The organism is Stutzerimonas stutzeri, from assembly GCF_000219605.1.
Classification (GTDB): domain Bacteria; phylum Pseudomonadota; class Gammaproteobacteria; order Pseudomonadales; family Pseudomonadaceae; genus Stutzerimonas; species Stutzerimonas stutzeri.
The window spans coordinates 3,764,464-3,784,163 of the sequence record NC_015740.1; the positions used below are offsets into that span (position 1 = coordinate 3,764,464).

Annotated in this window: 22 protein-coding genes; 7 read left to right on the forward strand and 15 right to left on the reverse strand. The window is 65.6% G+C overall.

What is annotated here, in order from left to right:
* Nucleotides 1-244 precede the first annotated feature (244 nt).
* From ahbB (PSTAB_RS17350) to PSTAB_RS17385, 8 genes are read right to left on the reverse strand one after another with little or no spacing between them, the layout of a single operon-like run.
* Nucleotides 245-751, reverse strand: a complete 507-nt coding sequence (gene ahbB / locus PSTAB_RS17350; protein ID WP_013983975.1) for a siroheme decarboxylase subunit beta — start codon at nucleotides 749-751, stop codon at nucleotides 245-247.
* Complete coding sequence (locus tag PSTAB_RS17355; protein ID WP_013983976.1) at nucleotides 726-1,169, reverse strand: Lrp/AsnC family transcriptional regulator; 444 nt, start codon at nucleotides 1,167-1,169, stop codon at nucleotides 726-728. The genes ahbB (PSTAB_RS17350) and PSTAB_RS17355 overlap by 26 nt, the downstream gene beginning before the upstream one ends.
* Nucleotides 1,162-1,674: a siroheme decarboxylase subunit beta gene (gene ahbB / locus PSTAB_RS17360; RefSeq protein ID WP_013983977.1), complete on the reverse strand. Its 513-nt coding sequence runs from the start codon at nucleotides 1,672-1,674 to the stop codon at nucleotides 1,162-1,164. The genes PSTAB_RS17355 and ahbB (PSTAB_RS17360) overlap by 8 nt, the downstream gene beginning before the upstream one ends.
* Complete coding sequence (locus PSTAB_RS17365; RefSeq protein WP_013983978.1) at nucleotides 1,671-2,129, reverse strand: AsnC family transcriptional regulator; 459 nt, start codon at nucleotides 2,127-2,129, stop codon at nucleotides 1,671-1,673. The genes ahbB (PSTAB_RS17360) and PSTAB_RS17365 overlap by 4 nt, the downstream gene beginning before the upstream one ends.
* 1 nt (nucleotide 2,130) lies before the next feature.
* A complete protein-coding gene (locus tag PSTAB_RS17370) occupies nucleotides 2,131-3,306 on the reverse strand; it encodes a cytochrome D1 domain-containing protein (protein WP_013983979.1) in 1,176 nt (391 codons plus the stop codon).
* A complete protein-coding gene (locus tag PSTAB_RS17375; RefSeq protein WP_011914551.1) occupies nucleotides 3,303-3,644 on the reverse strand; it encodes a c-type cytochrome in 342 nt (113 codons plus the stop codon). The genes PSTAB_RS17370 and PSTAB_RS17375 overlap by 4 nt, the downstream gene beginning before the upstream one ends.
* An 18-nt stretch (nucleotides 3,645-3,662) precedes the next feature.
* A complete protein-coding gene (locus PSTAB_RS17380; protein ID WP_013983980.1) occupies nucleotides 3,663-3,977 on the reverse strand; it encodes a c-type cytochrome in 315 nt (104 codons plus the stop codon).
* Nucleotides 3,978-4,033: 56 nt separating this feature from the next.
* On the reverse strand, nucleotides 4,034-5,746 hold the full coding sequence (locus PSTAB_RS17385) for a nitrite reductase (RefSeq protein ID WP_041771853.1): 1,713 nt from the start codon (nucleotides 5,744-5,746) through the stop codon (nucleotides 4,034-4,036).
* Nucleotides 5,747-6,062: 316 nt separating this feature from the next.
* On the opposite strand from PSTAB_RS17385, the gene PSTAB_RS17390 reads away from it, so the two are divergent.
* The 7 genes from PSTAB_RS17390 to PSTAB_RS17420 all read left to right on the forward strand — a co-directional run bounded on the left by PSTAB_RS17390 (nucleotide 6,063) and on the right by PSTAB_RS17420 (nucleotide 12,413).
* Entirely contained in the window at nucleotides 6,063-6,875 is an 813-nt protein-coding gene (locus tag PSTAB_RS17390) for a CbbQ/NirQ/NorQ/GpvN family protein (RefSeq protein WP_041771999.1), read from the forward strand.
* Nucleotides 6,859-7,446, forward strand: a complete 588-nt coding sequence (locus PSTAB_RS17395) for a cytochrome c oxidase subunit 3 (RefSeq protein ID WP_013983983.1) — start codon at nucleotides 6,859-6,861, stop codon at nucleotides 7,444-7,446. The genes PSTAB_RS17390 and PSTAB_RS17395 overlap by 17 nt, the downstream gene beginning before the upstream one ends.
* 10 nt (nucleotides 7,447-7,456) lie before the next feature.
* Nucleotides 7,457-7,705, forward strand: a complete 249-nt coding sequence (locus PSTAB_RS17400; RefSeq protein WP_013983984.1) for a cytochrome C oxidase subunit IV family protein — start codon at nucleotides 7,457-7,459, stop codon at nucleotides 7,703-7,705.
* Nucleotides 7,706-7,862: 157 nt separating this feature from the next.
* Entirely contained in the window at nucleotides 7,863-9,044 is a 1,182-nt protein-coding gene (gene nirJ, locus PSTAB_RS17405; RefSeq protein ID WP_013983985.1) for a heme d1 biosynthesis radical SAM protein NirJ, read from the forward strand.
* A gap of 70 nt (nucleotides 9,045-9,114) precedes the next feature.
* Complete coding sequence (cobA, locus tag PSTAB_RS17410; RefSeq protein WP_013983986.1) at nucleotides 9,115-9,951, forward strand: uroporphyrinogen-III C-methyltransferase; 837 nt, start codon at nucleotides 9,115-9,117, stop codon at nucleotides 9,949-9,951.
* Nucleotides 9,942-11,450 (forward strand): nitrite reductase, encoded by a 1,509-nt coding sequence (locus PSTAB_RS17415; protein ID WP_013983987.1) that lies wholly within the window; start codon nucleotides 9,942-9,944, stop codon nucleotides 11,448-11,450. Before cobA ends, PSTAB_RS17415 begins: the two co-directional genes overlap by 10 nt.
* 102 nt (nucleotides 11,451-11,552) lie before the next feature.
* A complete protein-coding gene (locus PSTAB_RS17420) occupies nucleotides 11,553-12,413 on the forward strand; it encodes a LysR family transcriptional regulator (protein ID WP_013983988.1) in 861 nt (286 codons plus the stop codon).
* Nucleotides 12,414-12,437: 24 nt separating this feature from the next.
* Here PSTAB_RS17420 and PSTAB_RS17425 read toward each other — a convergent pair whose 3' ends face one another.
* The 7 genes from PSTAB_RS17425 to PSTAB_RS17455 form a co-directional block, all read right to left on the reverse strand.
* Nucleotides 12,438-13,577: an HPP family protein gene (locus PSTAB_RS17425; protein WP_013983989.1), complete on the reverse strand. Its 1,140-nt coding sequence runs from the start codon at nucleotides 13,575-13,577 to the stop codon at nucleotides 12,438-12,440.
* A gap of 95 nt (nucleotides 13,578-13,672) precedes the next feature.
* Entirely contained in the window at nucleotides 13,673-15,115 is a 1,443-nt protein-coding gene (ccoN, locus tag PSTAB_RS17430; RefSeq protein WP_041772000.1) for a cytochrome-c oxidase, cbb3-type subunit I, read from the reverse strand.
* Nucleotides 15,116-15,385: 270 nt separating this feature from the next.
* A complete protein-coding gene (locus PSTAB_RS17435) occupies nucleotides 15,386-16,495 on the reverse strand; it encodes a methyl-accepting chemotaxis protein (RefSeq protein ID WP_013983991.1) in 1,110 nt (369 codons plus the stop codon).
* A gap of 11 nt (nucleotides 16,496-16,506) precedes the next feature.
* Nucleotides 16,507-17,250, reverse strand: coding sequence for an SDR family NAD(P)-dependent oxidoreductase (locus tag PSTAB_RS17440; RefSeq protein WP_013983992.1), 744 nt, complete (start codon nucleotides 17,248-17,250; stop codon nucleotides 16,507-16,509).
* Between the two features lie 117 nt (nucleotides 17,251-17,367).
* Nucleotides 17,368-18,558, reverse strand: coding sequence for an NnrS family protein (locus tag PSTAB_RS17445; RefSeq protein ID WP_013983993.1), 1,191 nt, complete (start codon nucleotides 18,556-18,558; stop codon nucleotides 17,368-17,370).
* A gap of 314 nt (nucleotides 18,559-18,872) precedes the next feature.
* Nucleotides 18,873-19,055 carry a twin-arginine translocase TatA/TatE family subunit gene (tatA, locus tag PSTAB_RS17450; RefSeq protein ID WP_013983994.1) on the reverse strand — a complete coding sequence of 61 codons (183 nt, stop codon included), beginning with the start codon at nucleotides 19,053-19,055 and terminating at the stop codon, nucleotides 18,873-18,875.
* 47 nt (nucleotides 19,056-19,102) lie between these two features.
* A complete protein-coding gene (locus PSTAB_RS17455; protein ID WP_013983995.1) occupies nucleotides 19,103-19,675 on the reverse strand; it encodes a nitrous oxide reductase accessory protein NosL in 573 nt (190 codons plus the stop codon).
* Between the last annotated feature and the right edge of the window lie 25 nt (nucleotides 19,676-19,700).

Below are 19,700 nucleotides of genomic sequence, written 5' to 3' on the forward strand. Positions count from 1 at the left end.
TCATGGCTTGGCGTGGCCAGTTTAAGAAGGGGGCTATCGAAACCTGCTTGATGGCAATCAAGAAAAACCCGAACGCAACAGTCAGGCTTTCCAGCGAGATCGAAGGGAGGCCGCAAGCCCTTGCCGGGCAAGGGCTCCAGCGCTTTTCAGGCGCGCCCGCCGGGCATCGGGCCGCTGTGCAACGGGCTTGTGCACCCGCTGGCCGGCGCTGCCGACGAGGGCGAACGGCAGCGCCGACGGAGGCTCAGGCGCGGCGCTGAGCGGCCAGGCGCAGGCCGGTCTTCTTCAGAATGCGACTGGACACCAGCATCTCGTTCGCGCGACAGGCAGTGCCGAGCAACGCGCGGATCTGGTTGCGGTAGGCCTCGATGTCGCTGGCATCGCGCCCGTGCACCATGGCGAACAGGTTGTAAGGCCAACCCTCGCGGCGTGGCCGTCGATAGCAGTGGCTGACGAAGGGCTGAGCACCGATCAGCGCGCCCAGACGGTCGATCTCGGCATCGTCGACATCCCACACGGTCATGCCGTTGTGCCGGTAACCCAGGCGGTAGTGGTTGGGCACCGCGGCGATCCGCCGAATCGCCCCTTCGGCCTGCAGGCGCTGCAGCAGCGCCAGGGTGTCGTCCACCTCGAGCCCCAGCTCGCCGGCGAGCCAGGCCCAGGGGTCGGCCACCAGCGGCAGACCGGCCTCGGTGAGTTCGACCAACCGACGCACCAGCGCTTCGTCAGACGGGGAAGTGCAAACCGACATGATAGGTTTTCTCCTTCGGCAGGTTGAGCACCGTCAGGCCGGTCTGCGCCTCGATGCGGGCGATGGTTTCGGCGATGCCCGCGGGCGTCTCGCAACCGAGCACGAACCACATGTTCCACTGGTGCTCACGGCGGTAGTTGTGGGCGACCTCGGGCATCGCCTCGAGCTGCGTGGCGACCTCGTCGAAGCGCGCCTCCGGTACCGCCAGCGCGGCCAGGGTGAAGGCGCCGCCGAGGCGCTCGACATCGAACATCGGCCCGAAGCGGGTCAGGGTGCCATCGTCGAGCAACGCCTGGACCCGCTGCCGCAGAGTCTCGGAGCTGCTGCCCAACTCCGTGGCCAGCGCTTCCCATGGCTGGCGGACCAGCGGCAGGCCGTGTTGCAGGCGATTGATCAACAGTCGATCGAAGTCATCCATTGGCGACGTCCGGCAATGGCGGCGCGAAACGTCCGCCACACTGTTTGAAGGCCCGCGTGCTGAACAGCAATTGGTGCGGCACATCGCTCAGACCGTGCTCGGCCAGCAGCCGCTCGATCAGTCCGCAGACCTGTTCACGTTCGCGACCGTGAACCATGCAGAACAGGTTGTAGGGCCACTGTGGCAGGCGCCGTGGCCGCTGGTAACAGAGATTGACCCCGGCGGCCTGGCCCAGGCGGCGGCCGATCGCGTCGACCTGCTCGTCGGGAATATCCATCACCAGCATGGCATTGGCGCGAAACCCCAGCGCCCGGTGTTTGAGCACCAGCCCGACGCGGCGGAACAGCCCGGCCTCCTGCCACTGCTCGACCTGTTCGAGCACCTGGCGCTCGCTGCAGCCGATCTGCTCGGCAAGGCGCTGGTAGGGCCTCGCCGTCAGTGGCAGGCCGGCCTCGAGCAGGCGGCGCAGCTGCATCGCCTGCAAATCGTTGAGGCAGTCGTTCATGACGGTTCTCCCAAGGGAAAGCCCAGGTCGATGCGAAACGCGTTGAGCATCGGCAGGTCCAGGGGCACCAGCCCGGTGTCGGCTTCGATCTCGGCGAGCACTCGGTCGATGTGCGCACGGTCCGGCCCGGTCAGCACGAACCAGAGGTTGTAGCGATGCTCGCGCAGATAGTTGTGATTGACCTCGGAGAAGGCACTGATGCGTGCCGCAACCTGCTCCAGCCGCGCTTCGGGCACGGCCAGTGCCACCAGGGTGCTCGCACCGGCTCGGCTGTGTTCGAACACCGGGCCGACGCGCGAAAGCCCGCCGGCGGCCTGCAGCTGTTCGAGGCGGTCCAGCACCTCGTCCTCGCTGCAGCCGAGTTCCTCGGCCATGGCGCGGTAGGGTTCGGCACACAGCGGCATGCCGTGCTGAAAACGGTCGATCAGGCGGCGACTGAGAGCGTCGATGTGCATGTCACAACCCCGTCTCGTGAGCGCGGCTGCTGAAGAAGATGCCGCTCGGGCTCTGTGCCGGCAGGCGCTTGATCAGCTTCAGGCTGTAGGGGTCCCAGACCTGGACCTCGTTGCCGTCGCGCACCGACAGCCAGAGCTGGTCGCCACGGGCGGTGAATTCCATATGCAGCACGGCCGGACCGGGCTCCAGGGTGGCGATGATCTCGTGGGTTTCGCTGTCGATCACCTGCACCTTGCCGTTGTCCGGGTGCGCGAAGTTGACCCAGATCTGCCGCGCATCCGGCCGCGCCATGACGAACACCGGCTGGCCGGCGACGTCGATGGCGTCGGTCTGCTTCCAGCTCTTCGAATCCATCACCAGCACCCGATGCTGGCCAATGGCGGGGACGAAGGTCTGATCGCCGGCCACCGTCCAGCCCTCCAGATGCGGCATCTTGTAGACCGGCAGTTTCTCCTGACCGCGGCCGTAACCGTCGACGATCCGCTCGACACCGCGGACGGTGTGCCAGAGGTCGATCTTGGCCATGCCGTCCTCGCCGAACAGGCCGGCGATGTAGTAGCGGCCATCAGGGGTCAGCAGCGCATCGTAGGGCTGCTTGCCGACGTTCTCGAAACGCGTGACGGTCGGTGTATCGCCCTGGCTGAAATCCAGCAGCCAGGTCTCGTTGGTGTCGAACAGGCTGTAGATGAAGCGCCGCCCCGGTGCGTCGAGCACGCCGACCACCCGCGAATTGCGGCTGCCATCGGCCAGCGGCGTGGCCGGAATGTCGGCGACCAGCTCAAGGGTCTCGGCATCGAATACCTTGACGCCGCCCGGCTCGTAGTTGCCCACCGCGATCAGCCGGCCATCCTGGCTGATCGCCCCGCCGATGCTGTTGCCTCCCTGAACCACACGGCGGTCGATGCGCTGGCGCAGCAGGTCGACCTTGGTCAGCCCACCGTCGCGCCCGAACACATAGGCGTAACGCTGATCGCGGGAGAAGACCACCGAGGCATGGGACAGATCGCCCAGCCCTTCGACGCGCGCCAGCTGGCTCTGGTTGCTGCTCTCGATGATCTGCAGGCTGCCGGTGGCGCGCTCGACCACCACGCCGAGGTCACCGGTACCGCGCAGGGGTTGTTGCGCACAGGCGCTGAGCATGGCGGCAGCCGCGAACAGCAGGATCGGGCGAATCATGGCTTTGGATATCCTTGCAGGAGTTGGTCGACCAGCCAGGCGATGTCCTGCTCGTCGAGCAGCGCCTTCCAGCCGGGCATGGCGGTGCCGGGCCGCCCATGGGTGACGGTGGCGATCAGGCTTTCACGGGGTTTGTCGGCCAGTGCCGCGCGAGTCAGTGGCGGGCCGAGCCCACCGGTCATGCGCAGGCCATGGCAGGAGCCGCAATCCTGCAGGAGCAGGTTGTCGAGCTGGGCCTGGCGTTCTGCCGAAGGAGCAGCGGCCAGCGCGACGGGAATCAGGAGGAAGGACGCCAGGGTCAGCCCCAGACGTTTTACGGCGTGTCGGGCAACTGTCATGGCGTCCTCCGGTGCAGCTTACTTCTGACTAAGAATCCACTCGGCGAGGATCTTGGCTTCTTCTTCGGTTACCGGGTTTGGCGGCATCGGGATCGGACCCCATACGCCCTGGCTGCCGTTCTTGATGTGGCCGGCCAGCAGATCGGCAGCGCCGTCCTGCCCTGCGTACTTGGCGGCGACTTCCTTGAACGCCGGGCCTACCAGCTTGGCGTCGATGCTATGGCACGCGGCGCAAGGCTTGCTCTTGAACAGCGCTTCGCCGTCCTGTGCGAACGCCGGCTGCAGGGCCAGCGCGCCGCCAAGGGCGAGCAATGGGAGCAGAATTTTTTTCATGAGTACTTCCTCAAGGCTAATCGGGGGCGGATCTTGAGGCCCGCCCCCAGGTGGACTCAGTAAACGTCGTACTGAGTGTTGTGGACGTTAAATTTACCGGTTGGGGTAATCAACCTTTTGTCCTTGATCACTGTTTTGAGTTCTAGCGTCTTGTCATCTACGACAACAATCGCGGACTCCTCTTCCTGACCATTCCAGACCGAGAACCAGACTTCGTCGCCCGCCTCGTTGTACTCCGGCTGCACCACGCGCTGGGCCCCGCCTTTCAGGCCGGACCACTCGCCGATGGGCAGCACCTTGTAGCCTCCCTCCAGATTGCTGATGTCGAAGACCGCAGCGGACTGGCTGATCTTGGCATCCGGGTGGAAGGTGGTATCCAGATACAGGTGCTTGGACTTCGGATGGGTCTTGATGAACAGCGAACCGCCACCTTGGCCCTTCAGAGTCTCGACCACTTTCCAGGCGTTCTTCGGATGCTTGTCGGGGTCGGTGCCAATCAGCGAGATGGTCTCGTCGCCCAGGTGGCTGGTTGCCCATACCGGTCCGAATTTCGGATGCACGAAGTTGGCGCCACGGCCTGGGTGCGGAATCTTGCCGACATCGACCAGCGCGGCCATCTTGCGCTCTTTCGAGTCGATCACCGCAACTTTGTTGGAGTTGTTCGCTGCCGTCATGAAGTAGCGGTGGCTCACGTCCCAGCCGCCGTCATGCAGGAACGGCGCGGTGCCGATCATGGTGGTGGTCAGGTTATTGATGTCTTCGTAGTTGACCAGCATGACTTTGCCGGTCTCCTTGACGTTGACGATGAACTCAGGATGTTCGTGGGAGGCGATGATCGCCGCGACGCGCGGTTCCGGGTGGTATTCCTGGGTACCGACGGTCATGCCACGGGTGGAGACGATCTGCAGCGGTTCCAGGGTTTCGCCGTCCATGATGGTGAACTGTGGCGGCCAGTAGTCGCCAGCGATCACGTACTTGTCCTCGTAGCCCTTGTACTTCGAAGTTTCAACCGAGCGGGCCTCGATGCCGACCTTGATTTCGGCGACCTTGACCGGCTCCTTACCCCACAGGTCGATCATGTCGATTTTGGCATCGCGACCAATAACCAGCAGGTAACGACCCGAAGCGGACATGCGCGAGATATGCACCGCATAACCGGTGTCGATGGTCTTGACGATCTTCTTGCTGTCACCGTCGACGAGGGCGATCTTGCCGTCGTCACGCAGGGTGACGGAGAACAGGTTCGGCAAGTTCAGCTTGTTCATCTGCTTTTTCGGCCGATCTTCCGGCTTGACCAGCACATTCCAGGAATTCTTCATCTCCTTCATCCCCCACTCGGGCGGGGTCGGCGGAGTGTGCTGGATGTACTTGGCCATCAGCGTGATCTGGTCCTTGGTCAGCGCGTTGGACGTCCCCCAGTTCGGCATACCGGCAGGCGAACCATAGGTGATCAGCGCTTCCAGATAGGCCTGGCCACGCTCCTGGGTGATGTCAGGCGTCAGCGGCTTGCCGGTCGCGCCCTTGCGCAGCACACCGTGGCAGCCGGCGCAGCGCTGGAAGTAGATTTCCTTGGCCTGCTCGAACTCGGCGGAGGTGAGGTCCGGTGCGCCCGGTGAATGCACGACCTGTGCACTGGCCGGATCGACTGCCGACGCTTGCCCCTTATAGGCAGCCTCGGCTTTGTCTTCCGGATTGTTCTGTGCCTGAGCAATGCCCAGAGCGAGTAACGAGAAGCCGGCGACGAATCCAGCCAGTAGTGGTTTTTTCATGCTGTTTCTCCTCTGGAAACGCGGGATGCGCTTCCTGCTCAGGTGACGGCGGTACGGCAGATCCAGTTGTTGTTGGTGCACTGGCATCCTATGAGAGCGGCTTTGCGGGTCCGCTTGACGACAATCAAGAGATCCCTCCTCACCCCCTGAGCGTGACGCCTTGTCGCGGGCAAACCTTGCGCTGGGTCTCGCTCCGCCACGCATCCGCAGCGGGCTTGATCGCAATCAAGCTTTGCCGGCAGGCTGCTTGAGCGGCCGGACCCGGATCGGTAGCGTGGCGATCGAGATAACCAACCGCTGCCGTGAGGTATTGCCTGTGAATGCGCTCGAGATCCCAACCGCCGCCGGCACACCGGATGCCCCGTTCTATCAACCACTGGGCAACGAGGAGCAGCTGTTCCAGCAGGCCTGGCAGCACGGCATGCCGGTGCTGATCAAGGGTCCGACCGGCTGCGGCAAGACGCGCTTCGTGCAGCACATGGCGCACCGGCTGAACCTGCCGCTGTACACCGTGGCCTGTCATGACGACCTCTCCGCCGCCGACCTGGTCGGCCGCCACCTGATCGGCGCCCAGGGCACCTGGTGGCAGGACGGCCCGCTGACCCGCGCGGTGCGCGAAGGCGGCATCTGCTACCTGGACGAAGTGGTCGAGGCGCGCCAGGACACCGCCGTGGTGCTGCACCCGCTGGCCGACGATCGCCGCGAGCTGTTCATCGAGCGCACCGGCGAGGCGTTGAAGGCGCCGCCGGGCTTCATGCTGGTGGTGTCCTACAACCCCGGTTACCAGAACCTGCTCAAGGGCATGAAGCCGAGCACCCGCCAGCGTTTCGTGGCGATGCGCTTCGACTATCCGCCAGCCGCAGAGGAAGAGCGAATCGTCGCCAACGAGGCGCAGGTGGATGCCGCGCTCGCCGCCCAGGTGGTCAAGCTTGGCCAGGCACTGCGTCGGTTGGAACAGCACGATCTGGAGGAAGTCGCCTCGACCCGCCTGCTGATCTTCACCGCACGCATGATCCGCTCCGGCATGACGCCGCGGCAGGCCTGCCTGGCCTGTCTCGCCGAGCCGCTGTCGGATGATCCGCAGACCGTTGCCGCGCTGATGGATGTGGTCGATGTCCACTTCGGCTGAACGCGTCGCCCAGCCGTCCCGGCGCCTGCCGGGTGACCTGGCGATGTGGTTCTTCATCCTCGCCGAGCTGACGGTGTTCGCCATCCTGATCCTGGCGTTCGCGGTCACCCAGATGTTCAACCCGCAGCTGTTCGGCGAAAGCCGCGCGGCACTGGACAGCTCCATCGGCCTGGCGCTGACGCTGAGCCTGCTGACCTCCGGCCTGCTCGCCGCGCTGGCGGTGGAACAGGTCCGTCAGGCGCGGCAGGGTCGTGCGGCGTTGCTGCTGCTCGCGGCGCTGGCCTCGGCGTGCGTCTACGTGGTGCTCAAGCTCAACGAGTATGGCCACCTGGCCGGGCTCGGTCTGGGGATGGAGCACAACACGTTCTTCACCCTGTACTGGATTCTCACCGGCTTTCATTTCCTCCACGTGCTGCTGGGCATGGTGATTCTCGGCTGGCTGGCCGAGCGCTGCCGGCGTGGTGCCTACCGCACGGACGCGCACAGCGGGCTGGAATCCGGGGTGCTCTACTGGCACATGGTGGATCTGGTCTGGGTGCTGCTGTTCCCGCTGGTCTACGTGCTGAACTGACGAGGTCGTCATGTCCGCTTCCAAGTTGCTGGTCGCCTGCTGGCTCGGCCTGGCCGCGCTTTCGGTCTCCACCGTCGTGCTCGGCAGTGCCGGCGCCACCCTGGCACTGACGGCAGGCGTTCTGCTGGCCGCATTCGGCAAGGCCTGGCTGATCACCGATGGTTTCATGGAACTGCGCCATGCCCCGCCAGCCTGGCGTCTGCTGCTGCTCGGCTGGCCGTTGCTGATGGCCATCGGCGTGCTGCTGACGCTGCTCTGACCAGCGGTACGGCCTGCCCGCCCGGCACCAATAGCCCTGCGACTTTTATTGTTTCTGATCAAGGTCAGCCCTACCTCGCTCGGTGATCCTGCCACTCAAGAGTTGGACGCGCGAGACGGCGCGCCCGGTGTCACACGCTGCCGAAGCGGAGCCGACCATGTTGAGAATCAGCCATTACCTGCGCGCCCTGGCCCGGCCGGCCACTCCGGTACTTGGTGCCCGCAGCGCCAGCGGCAAGCGCCCACCCGTGGTGATCTGGAACCTGCTGCGCCGCTGCAACCTGACCTGCAAGCACTGCTACGCCACCTCCGCCGACAGCGAGTTCCGCGACGAGCTGGATACCGTCGAGGCGCTGAAGGTGATCGATGACCTGCACGAAGCCGGTGTGCGCGTGCTGATCCTCTCCGGCGGCGAGCCGCTGCTGCGGGCCGACATCTTCCAGCTCGCCGATTACGCTCGCGACAAGGGCTTCTTCGTTGCGCTGTCGACCAACGGCACGCTGATCGACGAGAGCAACATCGAACGTATCGCCGCCGCGCAGTTCGACTACGTCGGCATCAGCATCGACGGTCTCGAGGCGGTGCACGACGAGTGGCGCCAGCTCAAGGGCAGCTTCGCCGCGTCCATGCATGCCATCGACCTGTGCCGCCAGCGCGACATCCGCGTCGGCCTGCGCACCACCCTGACGCAGAACAACTACCCGCAGCTGCCGGCCCTGCTGGCACTGATGCGCGAACACGACGTGCAGAAGTTCTACCTCTCGCACCTCAACTACAGCGGCCGCGGCAAGCGCAGCCGCAAGGCCGACGCCCATCACCAGATGACCCGCGACGCCATGCGCCAGCTCTTCGAGCAGGCCTGGGACGATGTCCAGCACGGCCGCGAGACCGATTTCGTCAGCGGCAACAACGACGCCGACGCGGTCCTGCTGCTGCAATGGGTCGAGCAGCACCTGCCGGAACATCGCGAGCGCCTGGAAGGCATGCTGCGCGCCTGGGGCGGCAACGCCTCGGGCAGCGGCATCGCCAACATCGACAACATCGGCGACGTACACCCGGACACCTACTGGTGGCAGCACACCGTCGGCAACGTGCGCCGCCAACGCTTCAGCGACATCTGGCTGAACGAGCCGGCGCCGCTGCTGCAGGAGCTGCGCCAGCATCCGCGCGCGGTGGGCGGTCGCTGCGCCGACTGCCGCTGGCTGGCGATCTGCAACGGCAACACGCGTACCCGCGCCTGGGCGCAGGGCGATCTGTGGGCCGAAGACCCGGGCTGCTACCTCTCCGACGAGGAGATCGGCCTGCCCGCCGTCGAGCGCATTCCCAGCATCGCCATCTGACCGATCAAGCGGCCGACCAAGCGCCGCAGCAACGCACTCCGTAAGCCCGATGAGAATTCAGGAGCACCGCATGGACCAGCCACTCACACTTCCCGCCTCGCTGAGCGCGGCGTTCGCCCCGGGCGAGGTCGCTCTGGTCGGTGCCGGTCCGGGCGATCCCGGGCTGCTCACCTTGCGCGCCTGGAGCCTGCTGCAACAGGCCGACGCGGTGGTCTACGACCGCCTGGTCAGCGACGGTCTGATGGCCCTGCTGCCCGCCGCCTGCAGCCGCCATTACGTCGGCAAGACGAGTGGCTACCACAGCCTGCCGCAGCCGGAGATCAACCAGCTGCTGGCCGACCTGGCCCTGCAGAACAAGCGCGTGGTGCGGCTCAAGGGCGGCGACCCGTTCATCTTCGGCCGCGGTGCCGAGGAACTCGAATTCCTTCTGCAGCGCGGCATCGACTGCCAGGTGGTGCCGGGCATCACCGCCGCGGCCGGTTGCAGCGCCTATGCCGGCATCCCGCTGACCCATCGCGACCTGGCGCATTCCTGCCAGTTCATCACCGGCCACCTGCAGACCAACGGCGAACTGCACCTGCCGTGGGACGCACTGGCCCAGGGCGGCCAGACCCTGGTGTTCTACATGGGGCTGGCCAGCCTCGGCGAGATCTCGCGCAACCTGATCGCCGCCGGCCTGCCGGTGAATACCCCGGCCGCACTGATCGGCAACGGCACCCGGCCGGACCAGCAAGTGGTGCGCTGCACGCTACGGCAACTGCCGAACATGGCCGACGAGCAGCACCTCACCCCACCGACCCTCACCGTAATCGGCAAGGTGGTGGGCCTGTTCGCCGAGCGCCAGGTCCGCCACCCGGCGCGCCTGCACGGTGACCCCACCCCGCAAGCGGAGGCCTTATGCAACTGATGCCCGCCCTGCTGCTGGCCGCCGCGCTGCCGGCCGCCACCTTCGTCGCCCTCGACATGGCCAGTGCCGCCACGCCGGACGACAGCCAGGCCCTCTATGAACAGCACTGCCAGGCCTGCCACGGCGTCAACCGCCTCGGTGGCGCCGGGCCGGCGCTGCTGCCGGAAAGCCTCAGCCGCATCAAACCGGCCGAGGCCCAGGCGGTGATCCGCGACGGCCGCCCGGCGAGCCAGATGGCCGCCTATTCACACGTGCTGAATGACGCGCAGATCACCGGCCTGGTCGATTACCTGTATCAGCCCTCGGCCGTGCCGCCGACCTGGAGCGATGCCGATATCCGGGCCAGCCACCGCATCCTCACCGACGTCGCCACCCTGCCGACGACTCCGCAGCACGGCGCCGATCCGCGCAACCTGTTCGTCGTGGTCGAGGCTGGCAATCATCACGTGCGGGTGCTGGATGGCGATCGATTCGAGGAACTGGCCAACTTCCAGTCGCACTTCGCCCTGCACGGCGGGCCGAAGTTCTCGCCCGATGGCCGCTTCGTCTATTTCGCCTCCCGCGATGGCTGGGTCAGCGTCTACGACCTGCACAACCTGACTATGCTCGCCGAGGTCCGTGCCGGGCTGAACACCCGCAACCTGGCGGTCAGCAACGACGGCCGCTGGGTGCTGGTGGGCAACTACCTGCCGGGCAACCTGGTGCTGCTCGATGCGCGCGACCTGTCGCTGGTCAAGCACATCCCCGCCGTCGGCCAGGACGGCACGCCGTCACGGGTCAGCGCCGTGTACACCGCGCCGCCGCGCGACAGCTTCGTGGTCGCGCTGAAGGACGTGAAAGAGGCCTGGGAGCTCTCCTATGCCGGCGAGCCGACCTTCGAACCGCGGCGCATCGAGGCCGCAGACTTCCTCGATGACTTCTCCTTCACGCCGGACTACCGCTACCTGCTGGCCACCTCGCGCAAGGCCCACGGTGGCCAGGTGATCGATCTCGACAACGGCCAGGCGGTCACCGACATTCCGCTTCCTGGCATGCCGCACCTGGGCTCGGGCATCTACTGGAAACGCAACGGCAAATGGGTGTTCGCCACCCCCAACGTCAGCAAGGGACTGATCTCGGTGCTGGATCTGGACACCTGGAAGCTGATCAAGGAGATCCCCACCGAAGGCCCGGGCTTCTTCATGCGCAGCCAGGCCAACTCGCCCTACGCCTGGACCGACGTGTTCTTCGGCCCGAACAACGACGCCGTGCACCTGATCGACAAACAGACCCTGGAAGTCGCCCACACCCTGCGCCCGATGCCGGGCAAGAACGCCGCCCACGTCGAATTCACCAACGACGGCCGCTACGCCCTGCTCAGCGTCTGGGACACCGACGGCGCCCTCCTCGTCTACGACGCCAACACGCTGGAGGAGGTCAAACGCATCCCGATGAACAAGCCCTCCGGCAAGTACAACGTCGGCAACAAGATCGAATTCGCCGAAGGCACTTCGCACTGATCGTGAGCGGATCGCCCACCGATTCAAGGTGGGCGCCCCCACGACGGTCACAACCCCCTACAATCATCGGTTCCGTCACGTTCACTGCATTTAAGGTCGACCATGGATATTGATCTCGCCCGCACCTTTCTCGAGATCATTCGCAGCGGCAGCTTCATCGCCACGGCCGAGCGCCTGCACATCACCCAGACGGCCGTCACCGCGCGCATACAGAACCTGGAAAACCAGCTGAGCTGCCGGCTGTTCGTGCGCAATCGCGCCGGGGCGCGGCTGACGGCCGATGGCGAGCGCTTTGCCGCCTATGCCCGCCAGCTGGTGCAGACCTGGGAGGCCGCGCGGCGCGACCTGCCGCTGCCACGGGGTTATGGCGAACTGCTCACGCTCGGCGCCGAGGTGAGCCTGTGCAACCCGCTGATGCTGGCCTGGGTCCAGCGGCTGCGGCAAGCGCTGCCGGGCCACGCCGTGCGACTGGAAGTGGGCAGCGGCGAAGAGCTGCAGAAGAAGCTCGACCTCGGCGTGCTCGACGCCGCGCTGGTACACCAGCCGGAGTACCTGCCCGGTCTGCAGGTCGAACAGCTGCTGGAGGAAAAGCTGATCCAGGTGGTGCAGGCGCAGAATCCAACGCCGTATCTGTACGTGGATTGGGGGCCGGCATTTCGCAAGCAGCATAACCAGGCGCTGCCCGAATACACCCGCGCCGCGCTTTCATTCAGCCTCGGGCCGCTGGCCTTGCAGTATCTGGTGCAATGCGGCGGCCGCGGCTACTTTCGCACCCGCGTGGTCCAGCGCTATCTGGAAGAAGGGCTTCTCAAGCGAGTGGAGCAGGCGCCGGAGTTCAGCTATCCGGTCTACCTGGTGCATGCACGCGCCAGCGAATCGCCCGCGTTGCTCAAGGCCATCGAACTGCTGCGCGAAGTAGCCCTCGACGATTACGACTGGTCCCGCTGGTACTACGATATCTGAGCGTCGCGCCGGACTCGTGGCCGCTCAGTCCGGCAGCTGCTTGAGCCAGTTGCGGTACAGCGCGGCGATCAGATCCGTCTGGGTAATCATGCCGACCAGGCGCTGTTGCGCATCGACCACCGGCAGGCAGTGCAGGCCGCGATCCGAGAGTAGATAAACCAGTTCGACCATGTGCGTATCGGCCGTCACCGAAACCACCGGCGAACTCATGATCGCGCGCAGCTTGGTGCCGCGCAGGAAGTTCAGCTGGCCAAAGCTGAGCCGCCCCGGGCGTGGGTGGAAGTGCTTGAGCAGATCCACCTGGGTGACGATACCGACCAGCCGGTGATCATCGCCCTCGACCACCGGCAACGAGCGCAGGCGATGCTGCTGCAACGTCTGCCAGGCCTGTTCGATGAAGGTATCCGGGGTGTGCCAGTAGAGATCGCGCGACATCACGTGCGCCGCGGTGATCTCGCCCATGCTGCGGCGCAGGGCGTGCTTCTCGGTCTGCTTGATCAGCCGCTCGAGGTCGTCGCGGGTGACGTCGACGTACTCGCCGAACTCTTGCAGCGCACGATCCACATCGTCATGGGTGAAGCTCATGCGCTCGCCCGGCGGCAGGTCGCGGGTGTGATGGCTGTTCTCGCGGCTCAGCCGCGGCTTCGGATAGGGATGCCCGGTGAGGTTGTTGTAGACCAACGCGACGGCCACCAGCAGCAGCGAGTAGAACAGCACTGGCCCCACCAGCGCGTAACCGAGCTGATGCAGCTCCGGACTGCCGACCGCCGCCACCAGCGCCAGCGCAATGCTCGGCGGATGCAGGCAGCGCAGGTAAAACAGGCAGAGCAGCGACAGGCACGCCGCCAGTGCCAGCGAGGCCACGCTCGGCAAGCCGCTCATGCCCAGACTGATGCCGATCAGCGCCGCCAGCAGATTGCCAACCAGAACCGCCCATGGCTGGGCGAACGGGCTGGACGAGGCGACGAACACCAGCACCGCCGAGGCGCCGGCTGGCCCCATGATCTGCAGGGTCAACGAACTGCCGACCAGCATGTAGCCGCTGCAGAACACCAGCGGCATGACGATGGCGACGCCGAGGGCGGCGCGCAACCACTCCTTCGGCGAAGCATTCAGCGGGGCGGGAAGGAACGAGCGAATCCAGAGGGCGAAAGAGTCGTGCATTGGTCCTGCTTGTGTCGAAATCGGAGAGACCGCCCGGCGGGCGGTGGAGCGGTCCGTCCCTGGACCGGTTTTGAGCGAGATAGCTGCCCGGGCGTTCAGCTGGCCAGCAGCGGCGCTGCCTGCGGCACGCGCTCGTCGCGGCGGGTGCGCACGGTCAGCCAGGTGTTCAGCGCCATCAGCAGCATGCCGCTGGCGAAGATGGCGCCGCCGGCCATGCGCACGATGTAGCCGGGATGGCTGGCTTCCAGCGCCTCGACGAAGGAATAGGTCAGCGTGCCGTCTTCGTTGATCGCCCGCCACATCAGGCCCTGAGTGATGCCGTTGACCCACATCGAGGCGATGTAGAGCACCGTGCCGATGGTCGCCAGCCAGAAGTGCGCGTTGATCAGGCCGATGCTGTGCATCTGCTCGCGCCCCCACAGCCGCGGAATCAGGTGGTACAGCGAGCCGATGGAGATCATCGCCACCCAGCCCAGCGCCCCGGCGTGTACGTGGCCGATGGTCCAGTCCGTGTAGTGCGACAGCGCGTTGACCGTCTTGATCGCCATCATCGGGCCTTCGAAGGTCGACATGCCGTAGAACGCCAGCGAGACCACCAGGAAGCGCAGGATCGGGTCGGTGCGCAGCTTATGCCAAGCACCGGAGAGGGTCATCATGCCGTTGATCATGCCGCCCCAGCTCGGCGCCAGCAGGATGATCGACATCACCATGCCCAGACTCTGCGCCCAGTCCGGCAGTGCGGTGTAGTGCAGGTGGTGCGGACCGGCCCAGATATAGATCGAGATGATCGCCCAGAAATGCACGATGGAAAGGCGGTACGAGTAGATCGGCCGCCCGGCCTGCTTCGGCACGAAGTAGTACATCATCCCGAGAAAGCCGACCGAGAGAATGAAGCCCACCACGCTGTGCCCGTACCACCATTGCACCATCGCATCGGTGGCCCCCGAGTACATCGAATAGGACTTGAGCAGGCTCACCGGGATCAGGGCATGGTTGATGATGTGCACCATGCCGGTAACGATGATGAAGGCGCCGAAGAACCAGTTGCCGACGTAGATGTGGCGGATGCGCCGGCGGGCGATGGTGCCGAAGAACAGATAGGCGTAGAGCACCCAGATCAGCGTCACCCAGAGCGCGATCGGCCACTCCATCTCGGCGTATTCCTTGGACGTGGTGTAGCCCAGCGCGTAGCTGATCGGCATTGCCACGCAGGCTGCCTGCCAGCCCCAGAACACCACGGCGGCCAGCCGATCGGAAATCAGTCGGGCATGGCTGGTGCGCTGGACGATGTAGAAGGACGAGGCGAACAGCGCGCCGCCACCGAAGGCGAAGATCACCAGATTGGTGTGGATTGGCCGTAGGCGGCCGAAGCTGGTCCAGGGCAGATCGAAGTTCAGCTGCGGCCATACCAGCTGAGCGGCGATGAAGACGCCGAGGCCCATGCCGAGCACACCCCAGACCAGCGTCATCAGGGTGAACTGGCGCACCACGTGGTAGTTGTAGGCAATTGGTTCGGGACTGTTGTGCAGTTCGCTCATGCTTGCCAGGCGGCCGACGCGGGCGCCCAGGAAACGAACATCGAGATCTGCCAGCGCAGCGCTGGCAATGGTCGACGGACCGGCACGCCGCATCCGCTCGCCGCTCCTCCTGGGATCGGTTCATATCGAGCGCGGCGGATTGCCGCGCAGACGGAATGCGTGCGCATTGTCTGCGGCGGGTTAAATGTTATCTAACGAATAGTATTGCTCGATAAGCGCAATATTTTTGCACCAACGACATCACAAGCGAAAATGCGGGCGTCTGTATCATCAGGCCGCGCGACTCGCCCCTTTCTCGTACTGATCGACCACGGCGGTGACGATACGCATCACCTCCAGGTTGGCGTCCTCCATCTGGCCGAGGTGGCGCAGCGCGGTTTCCAGGGCGTCCTGAGCAAATGCATCCAGCGCCGCCTGCCCTTGGGCATGCACCGCCGTGTGCGGCCGCTCGATCTGCCGGAAGCAGTCCAGCGCCTGGATATCGCGGTTGCCCTCGCCGTAATACCAGCGGCCGAAACGACAGTCGCGCTCGCTCGGCAGCTGTGGGATCGGTTGTGCCTGGTCGCTCAGCAGGTGGTTGTACACCACGAACTTCAGCGACAGCTCATCGAGATTGGCCAGCTCGATGCCGGCCCGGAAGGAAGACGCGGCGCTGCTGGCGCGCATCGCCCCGGCCAGCTGGTAGAGCGTACGCATCGCCTCGACCGCCACCTCGGTGGTTCGGCTGAAGCCCTTGGCGTGGCTGCCCTGCAGCTGGATGTAGTCATGCACATTGCGGATTTCGGCCTGCACTTCGCCAATCTTGCGCACGATGTCATCGGTCGCCAGCGCGGTCTTTTCCGCCAGGCTGCGAATCTCCCCGGCGACAACCGCGAAACCACGCCCGGCCTCGCCGGCACGCGCCGCCTCGATCGCGGCATTCAGCGCCAGCAGATTGGTCTGGCTGGCGATGCCGCTGATGAGATCGACGATACCGTTGATCTCCTGCGAGCGCTCGGCAAGGGTATCGACCTTGCGCGAGGCCAGGCCGAGGCCGTCCTCCATCTCGGCGGCCTTGCCCTGCAGCTCGCCGAAATGCTTCTGGTTGCTCAGCGCCGCGGCGGCGACCTCGCCGGCACGGGCCTTGTTGTCGCCCAGCTGCCCGGTGAGGAACTCGAACGACTCGCCGAGATGGGCCACCGAGGTGCTGAAGCGAATCAGCTTTTCCGACACGCCGCGGTAATAGTCGAGCTGTCGCTGGCGTTGCTGGCTGGCGGCTTCTGCTACCTGCAGCTGCTGTTCCAGCTCTGCGACGCGCGCCGACTGCTCGGCGTGACTGGACTGCAACGCGCGCAATTCCTGCTCCAGGCGTACCGCGCTGCGCTTCCACTTGAACCACATGCGGGTATCCCTCAGCTGATGGTGTAGCCGTTATCCACCACCCAGTCCTGACCGAACACGCCGCGCGCGCCTTGCGAGAGCTGGAACAGGATGACGTTGGCGACCGCCGCGGACTCGAGGAAATGCCCCGGCAGCAGGCGCTTGGTAACGCCATCGGCAACGCCTTCAAGCTGGTCGTCGGTCAGTCCCAGCGTGCCCCAGATCGCGGTAGCGGTCGGCCCCGGCGAGACCATGTTGATGCGTACATCCAGCGGCGCGAACTCCACCGCCAGCGTACGCGCCTGCGCCGCCAACGCCGCCTTGCTGGCGATGTAGGCGGCCAGTCCGGGGAAGGTCGAACGGATCAGAAAGGTGCCGACGAACACCACCGAAGCCGGCTTGGCCAACTCGTTACGCATGACCGCGAGGGTGTTCAGCGCACCGGCGCCATTGACTGCCCACTGCCGGTCGAAGGCCGCCATGTCGAGGCCATCGGCCAGCTCGGCGATGCCCGCATTGGGCACCAGATAATGCACGGGGCCGAGCTGGGCCGCGCGCCGGCCCAGCTCGGCCAGGTCTTCTGCCGAAGTGACATCGCCACGCAGCCATTGCAGCTGCTCCGGATGCGTCGCCAGCAGCGCCTCGAGACCACCCAGGCTGCGCGACATCGCCAGCACTTGGGCCCCCCGCTGCAACAGGGCAGCACACAGTGCCAGGCCGATTCCGGAGCTGGCACCGGTCACGACCGCAAGACGATCCTGAAACTCGCTTTTCATTCATCATCTCCGAGCTCGACACGCGTCGAGTCACAGGCCGCCTCGCCAGAGGCAGCGGTTTTCAAGCTGGTTAGGTGTGGCAGGTGCGACGGCACCTGCCGATTGCGACTTCCGCTGTTAGCCCGGGTGTCCATCTACACGGGGCGCGACCAGCATCGGCGCGTAGCGCCAGACGTAGAGTGCGAAGGCCAGTGCCCAGCAGGCCGCCGCCAGCCACAGCCCGGCGACCGGCCAGATGACCGAGAGGAATACCCGCGCTGCCGTACCGAGGTTGAACAGCACGAAGGCCCCGACGATGCCCGCCGGTAACTGCAGCGGCCGACCGGTGTGGCCGAGGGTCACCCGGGCGATCATGGCCAGGATCAAGCCACTCATCGAGCCGACGCTCAGGGCATGCAGCGACGGGCTGGACTGCGCCAGCAGACCGAAATGCCAGAGCGCCAGGCCGAACGCCGCGACCACCAGCCAGAGCATCGCCAGGTGCAACGACCAGAGCAGGCCGACCTTCCAGATGCCTTTGTCGTACCAGCGCGCCAGGCGCAGCAGGTGGCCGGCACCGATGGCGGCAAACAGCAGCCCCAGCAAGGGTTGCGGGCGCATGGCCAGGCCGAAGGCGTGCAGCAGGGCGATCACACCGGTGCCAACCAGCAGGGCGACGTCCAGCCAGACCCAGGGCTTGACCGCCTCGAGCTTGCCCAGCCCACGCTGGGTGAAGAACGGGATCACGCGGCCGCCGATCAGTGCCATCAGCGCCGCGACCAACCACAGACCGGCCAGCACACCCTGGCGCTGCAGGGCATCGCTGCCTTGCAGCAGGCCGGTCAGCACCAGCAGATCGGCACCGAACATCAGCGCCAGCACCACCACGATCGGGTAGTTGCGCTTCTGCCGCACGGCCCAGAGCATGCGCGCCATCATCCAGGCCAGGGCCAGCAGGAACAGCAGGTCCAGCGGGGCCAGCCACCCGGCCGGCAGGCCGAACAACCAGCCCAGGCGTGCCGCCAGCCAAAGCAGCGCCAACCCCATCAGGCGATTGCCGGACGGCGCGATCTGCCCGGTCCACGTCTGCACGGCGGTGAGCAGAAAACCGGCGACGATGGCCATGGCGAAGCCGAACAGCATCTCGTGGCGGTGCCAGGCCAACCAGCCGCCGGTGGGCTGGAAGCCCGGCCAATGGCCGGTCCAGGTCGCCACCCAGAGCGGGATCGCCAGCAACGCGTAAACGCTGCCGGCGAGAAAGAACGGGCGAAATGCGAGCCGCCAGATGGGCGCGATACTCAGGGCTTTTCGCCGATCGATAACTTGCACGGAAGGGCCTCCAGACGTTCTGCGCCCGACTGCGACAACCGCGACGCGCCGGACTCGATGACCGCTCCCGAATCCGGGAGCCAGGATTACTTTCTACAGGGTAGGTACCCTCGGCAGACTTGATTGCAATCAGCTTTTTTCCGAGGGGGTGGGAAAGTGACGATCGGCGGGCAAGGGCCGCAGTCAGGCGCACCATGGCGGTGCGAAGCGACGCAGCTGATCGTGCAGAGGTAGGTCGCGGCGGGCACGAGGTGCCCGAGGCAGCCCGTCCAGATGCCGAGGCGCGGCCGGACGGGCTGCTTCGGAGATGACGGTTACTTGAGTTCCTGCTTCACCGTTTCGGTATGGGCGGCGGTCTCGCCTTCGCTCACCGATTTGCGGAACCCGCTGATCGCGCTGCCCAGATCGGAGCCCAGGCCACGCAGGCGCTTGGTGCCGAACAGCATGACCACGATCAGAAGAATGATCAGAAGTTGCCAGACGCTGATACCCATCATTGTGTTACCTCGCAAGTGTCGGAAGACTGGTCGTCACTGTCCGGGGCTCAGTGCCCCGCATGCGCGCCGTGTGCATCGTCGGACAGGTGCCCGTGCATGCCGCCATGTTGCATGCTGGCCGCTTCCTGCAGCAGCGCCTGATCGATCTCTTCGAAGCGCAGCACACGGCCGCCGTGCATGCTCGCCAGGGCCTGGGCGTCCTGCTCCTGGGCGAAGCTGGCGAGCGACGCACCCATGGCGCCCTTGAGCGTCGTGCCGACCACATAGTAGGCGCTGGTTGCGTCGATCAGATGACCGTCGTCCGGATGTTCCCAGACGCTGCGGCCCATGTCGTGCACATACAGCCGGGCCTCGAGCAGGCGGTTCTCCGGCTGCAGCCACCAGCCCAGCATCTCGGCGGTGGAACAGAACTTCTTCACCCCGCCCTTCTCCACCGCCTGACCCTTGGGCCCGGGGAAGTCGCTGATGATCATGCCGCAGACATGGCACTCGTCGCTGGCATGGAAGGCCACCGGCTCGAGCGATTGCCGGACCTCCTCCTGCTCGCCGCAGCCGGCCAGGCCGAGGCCCAGCAGCAGGGCGAAGACGGCGCCGGCGCCGATGCGATGCAAAGTGTTCATGGCGTTCTCCTCGATTCGTGAAAGG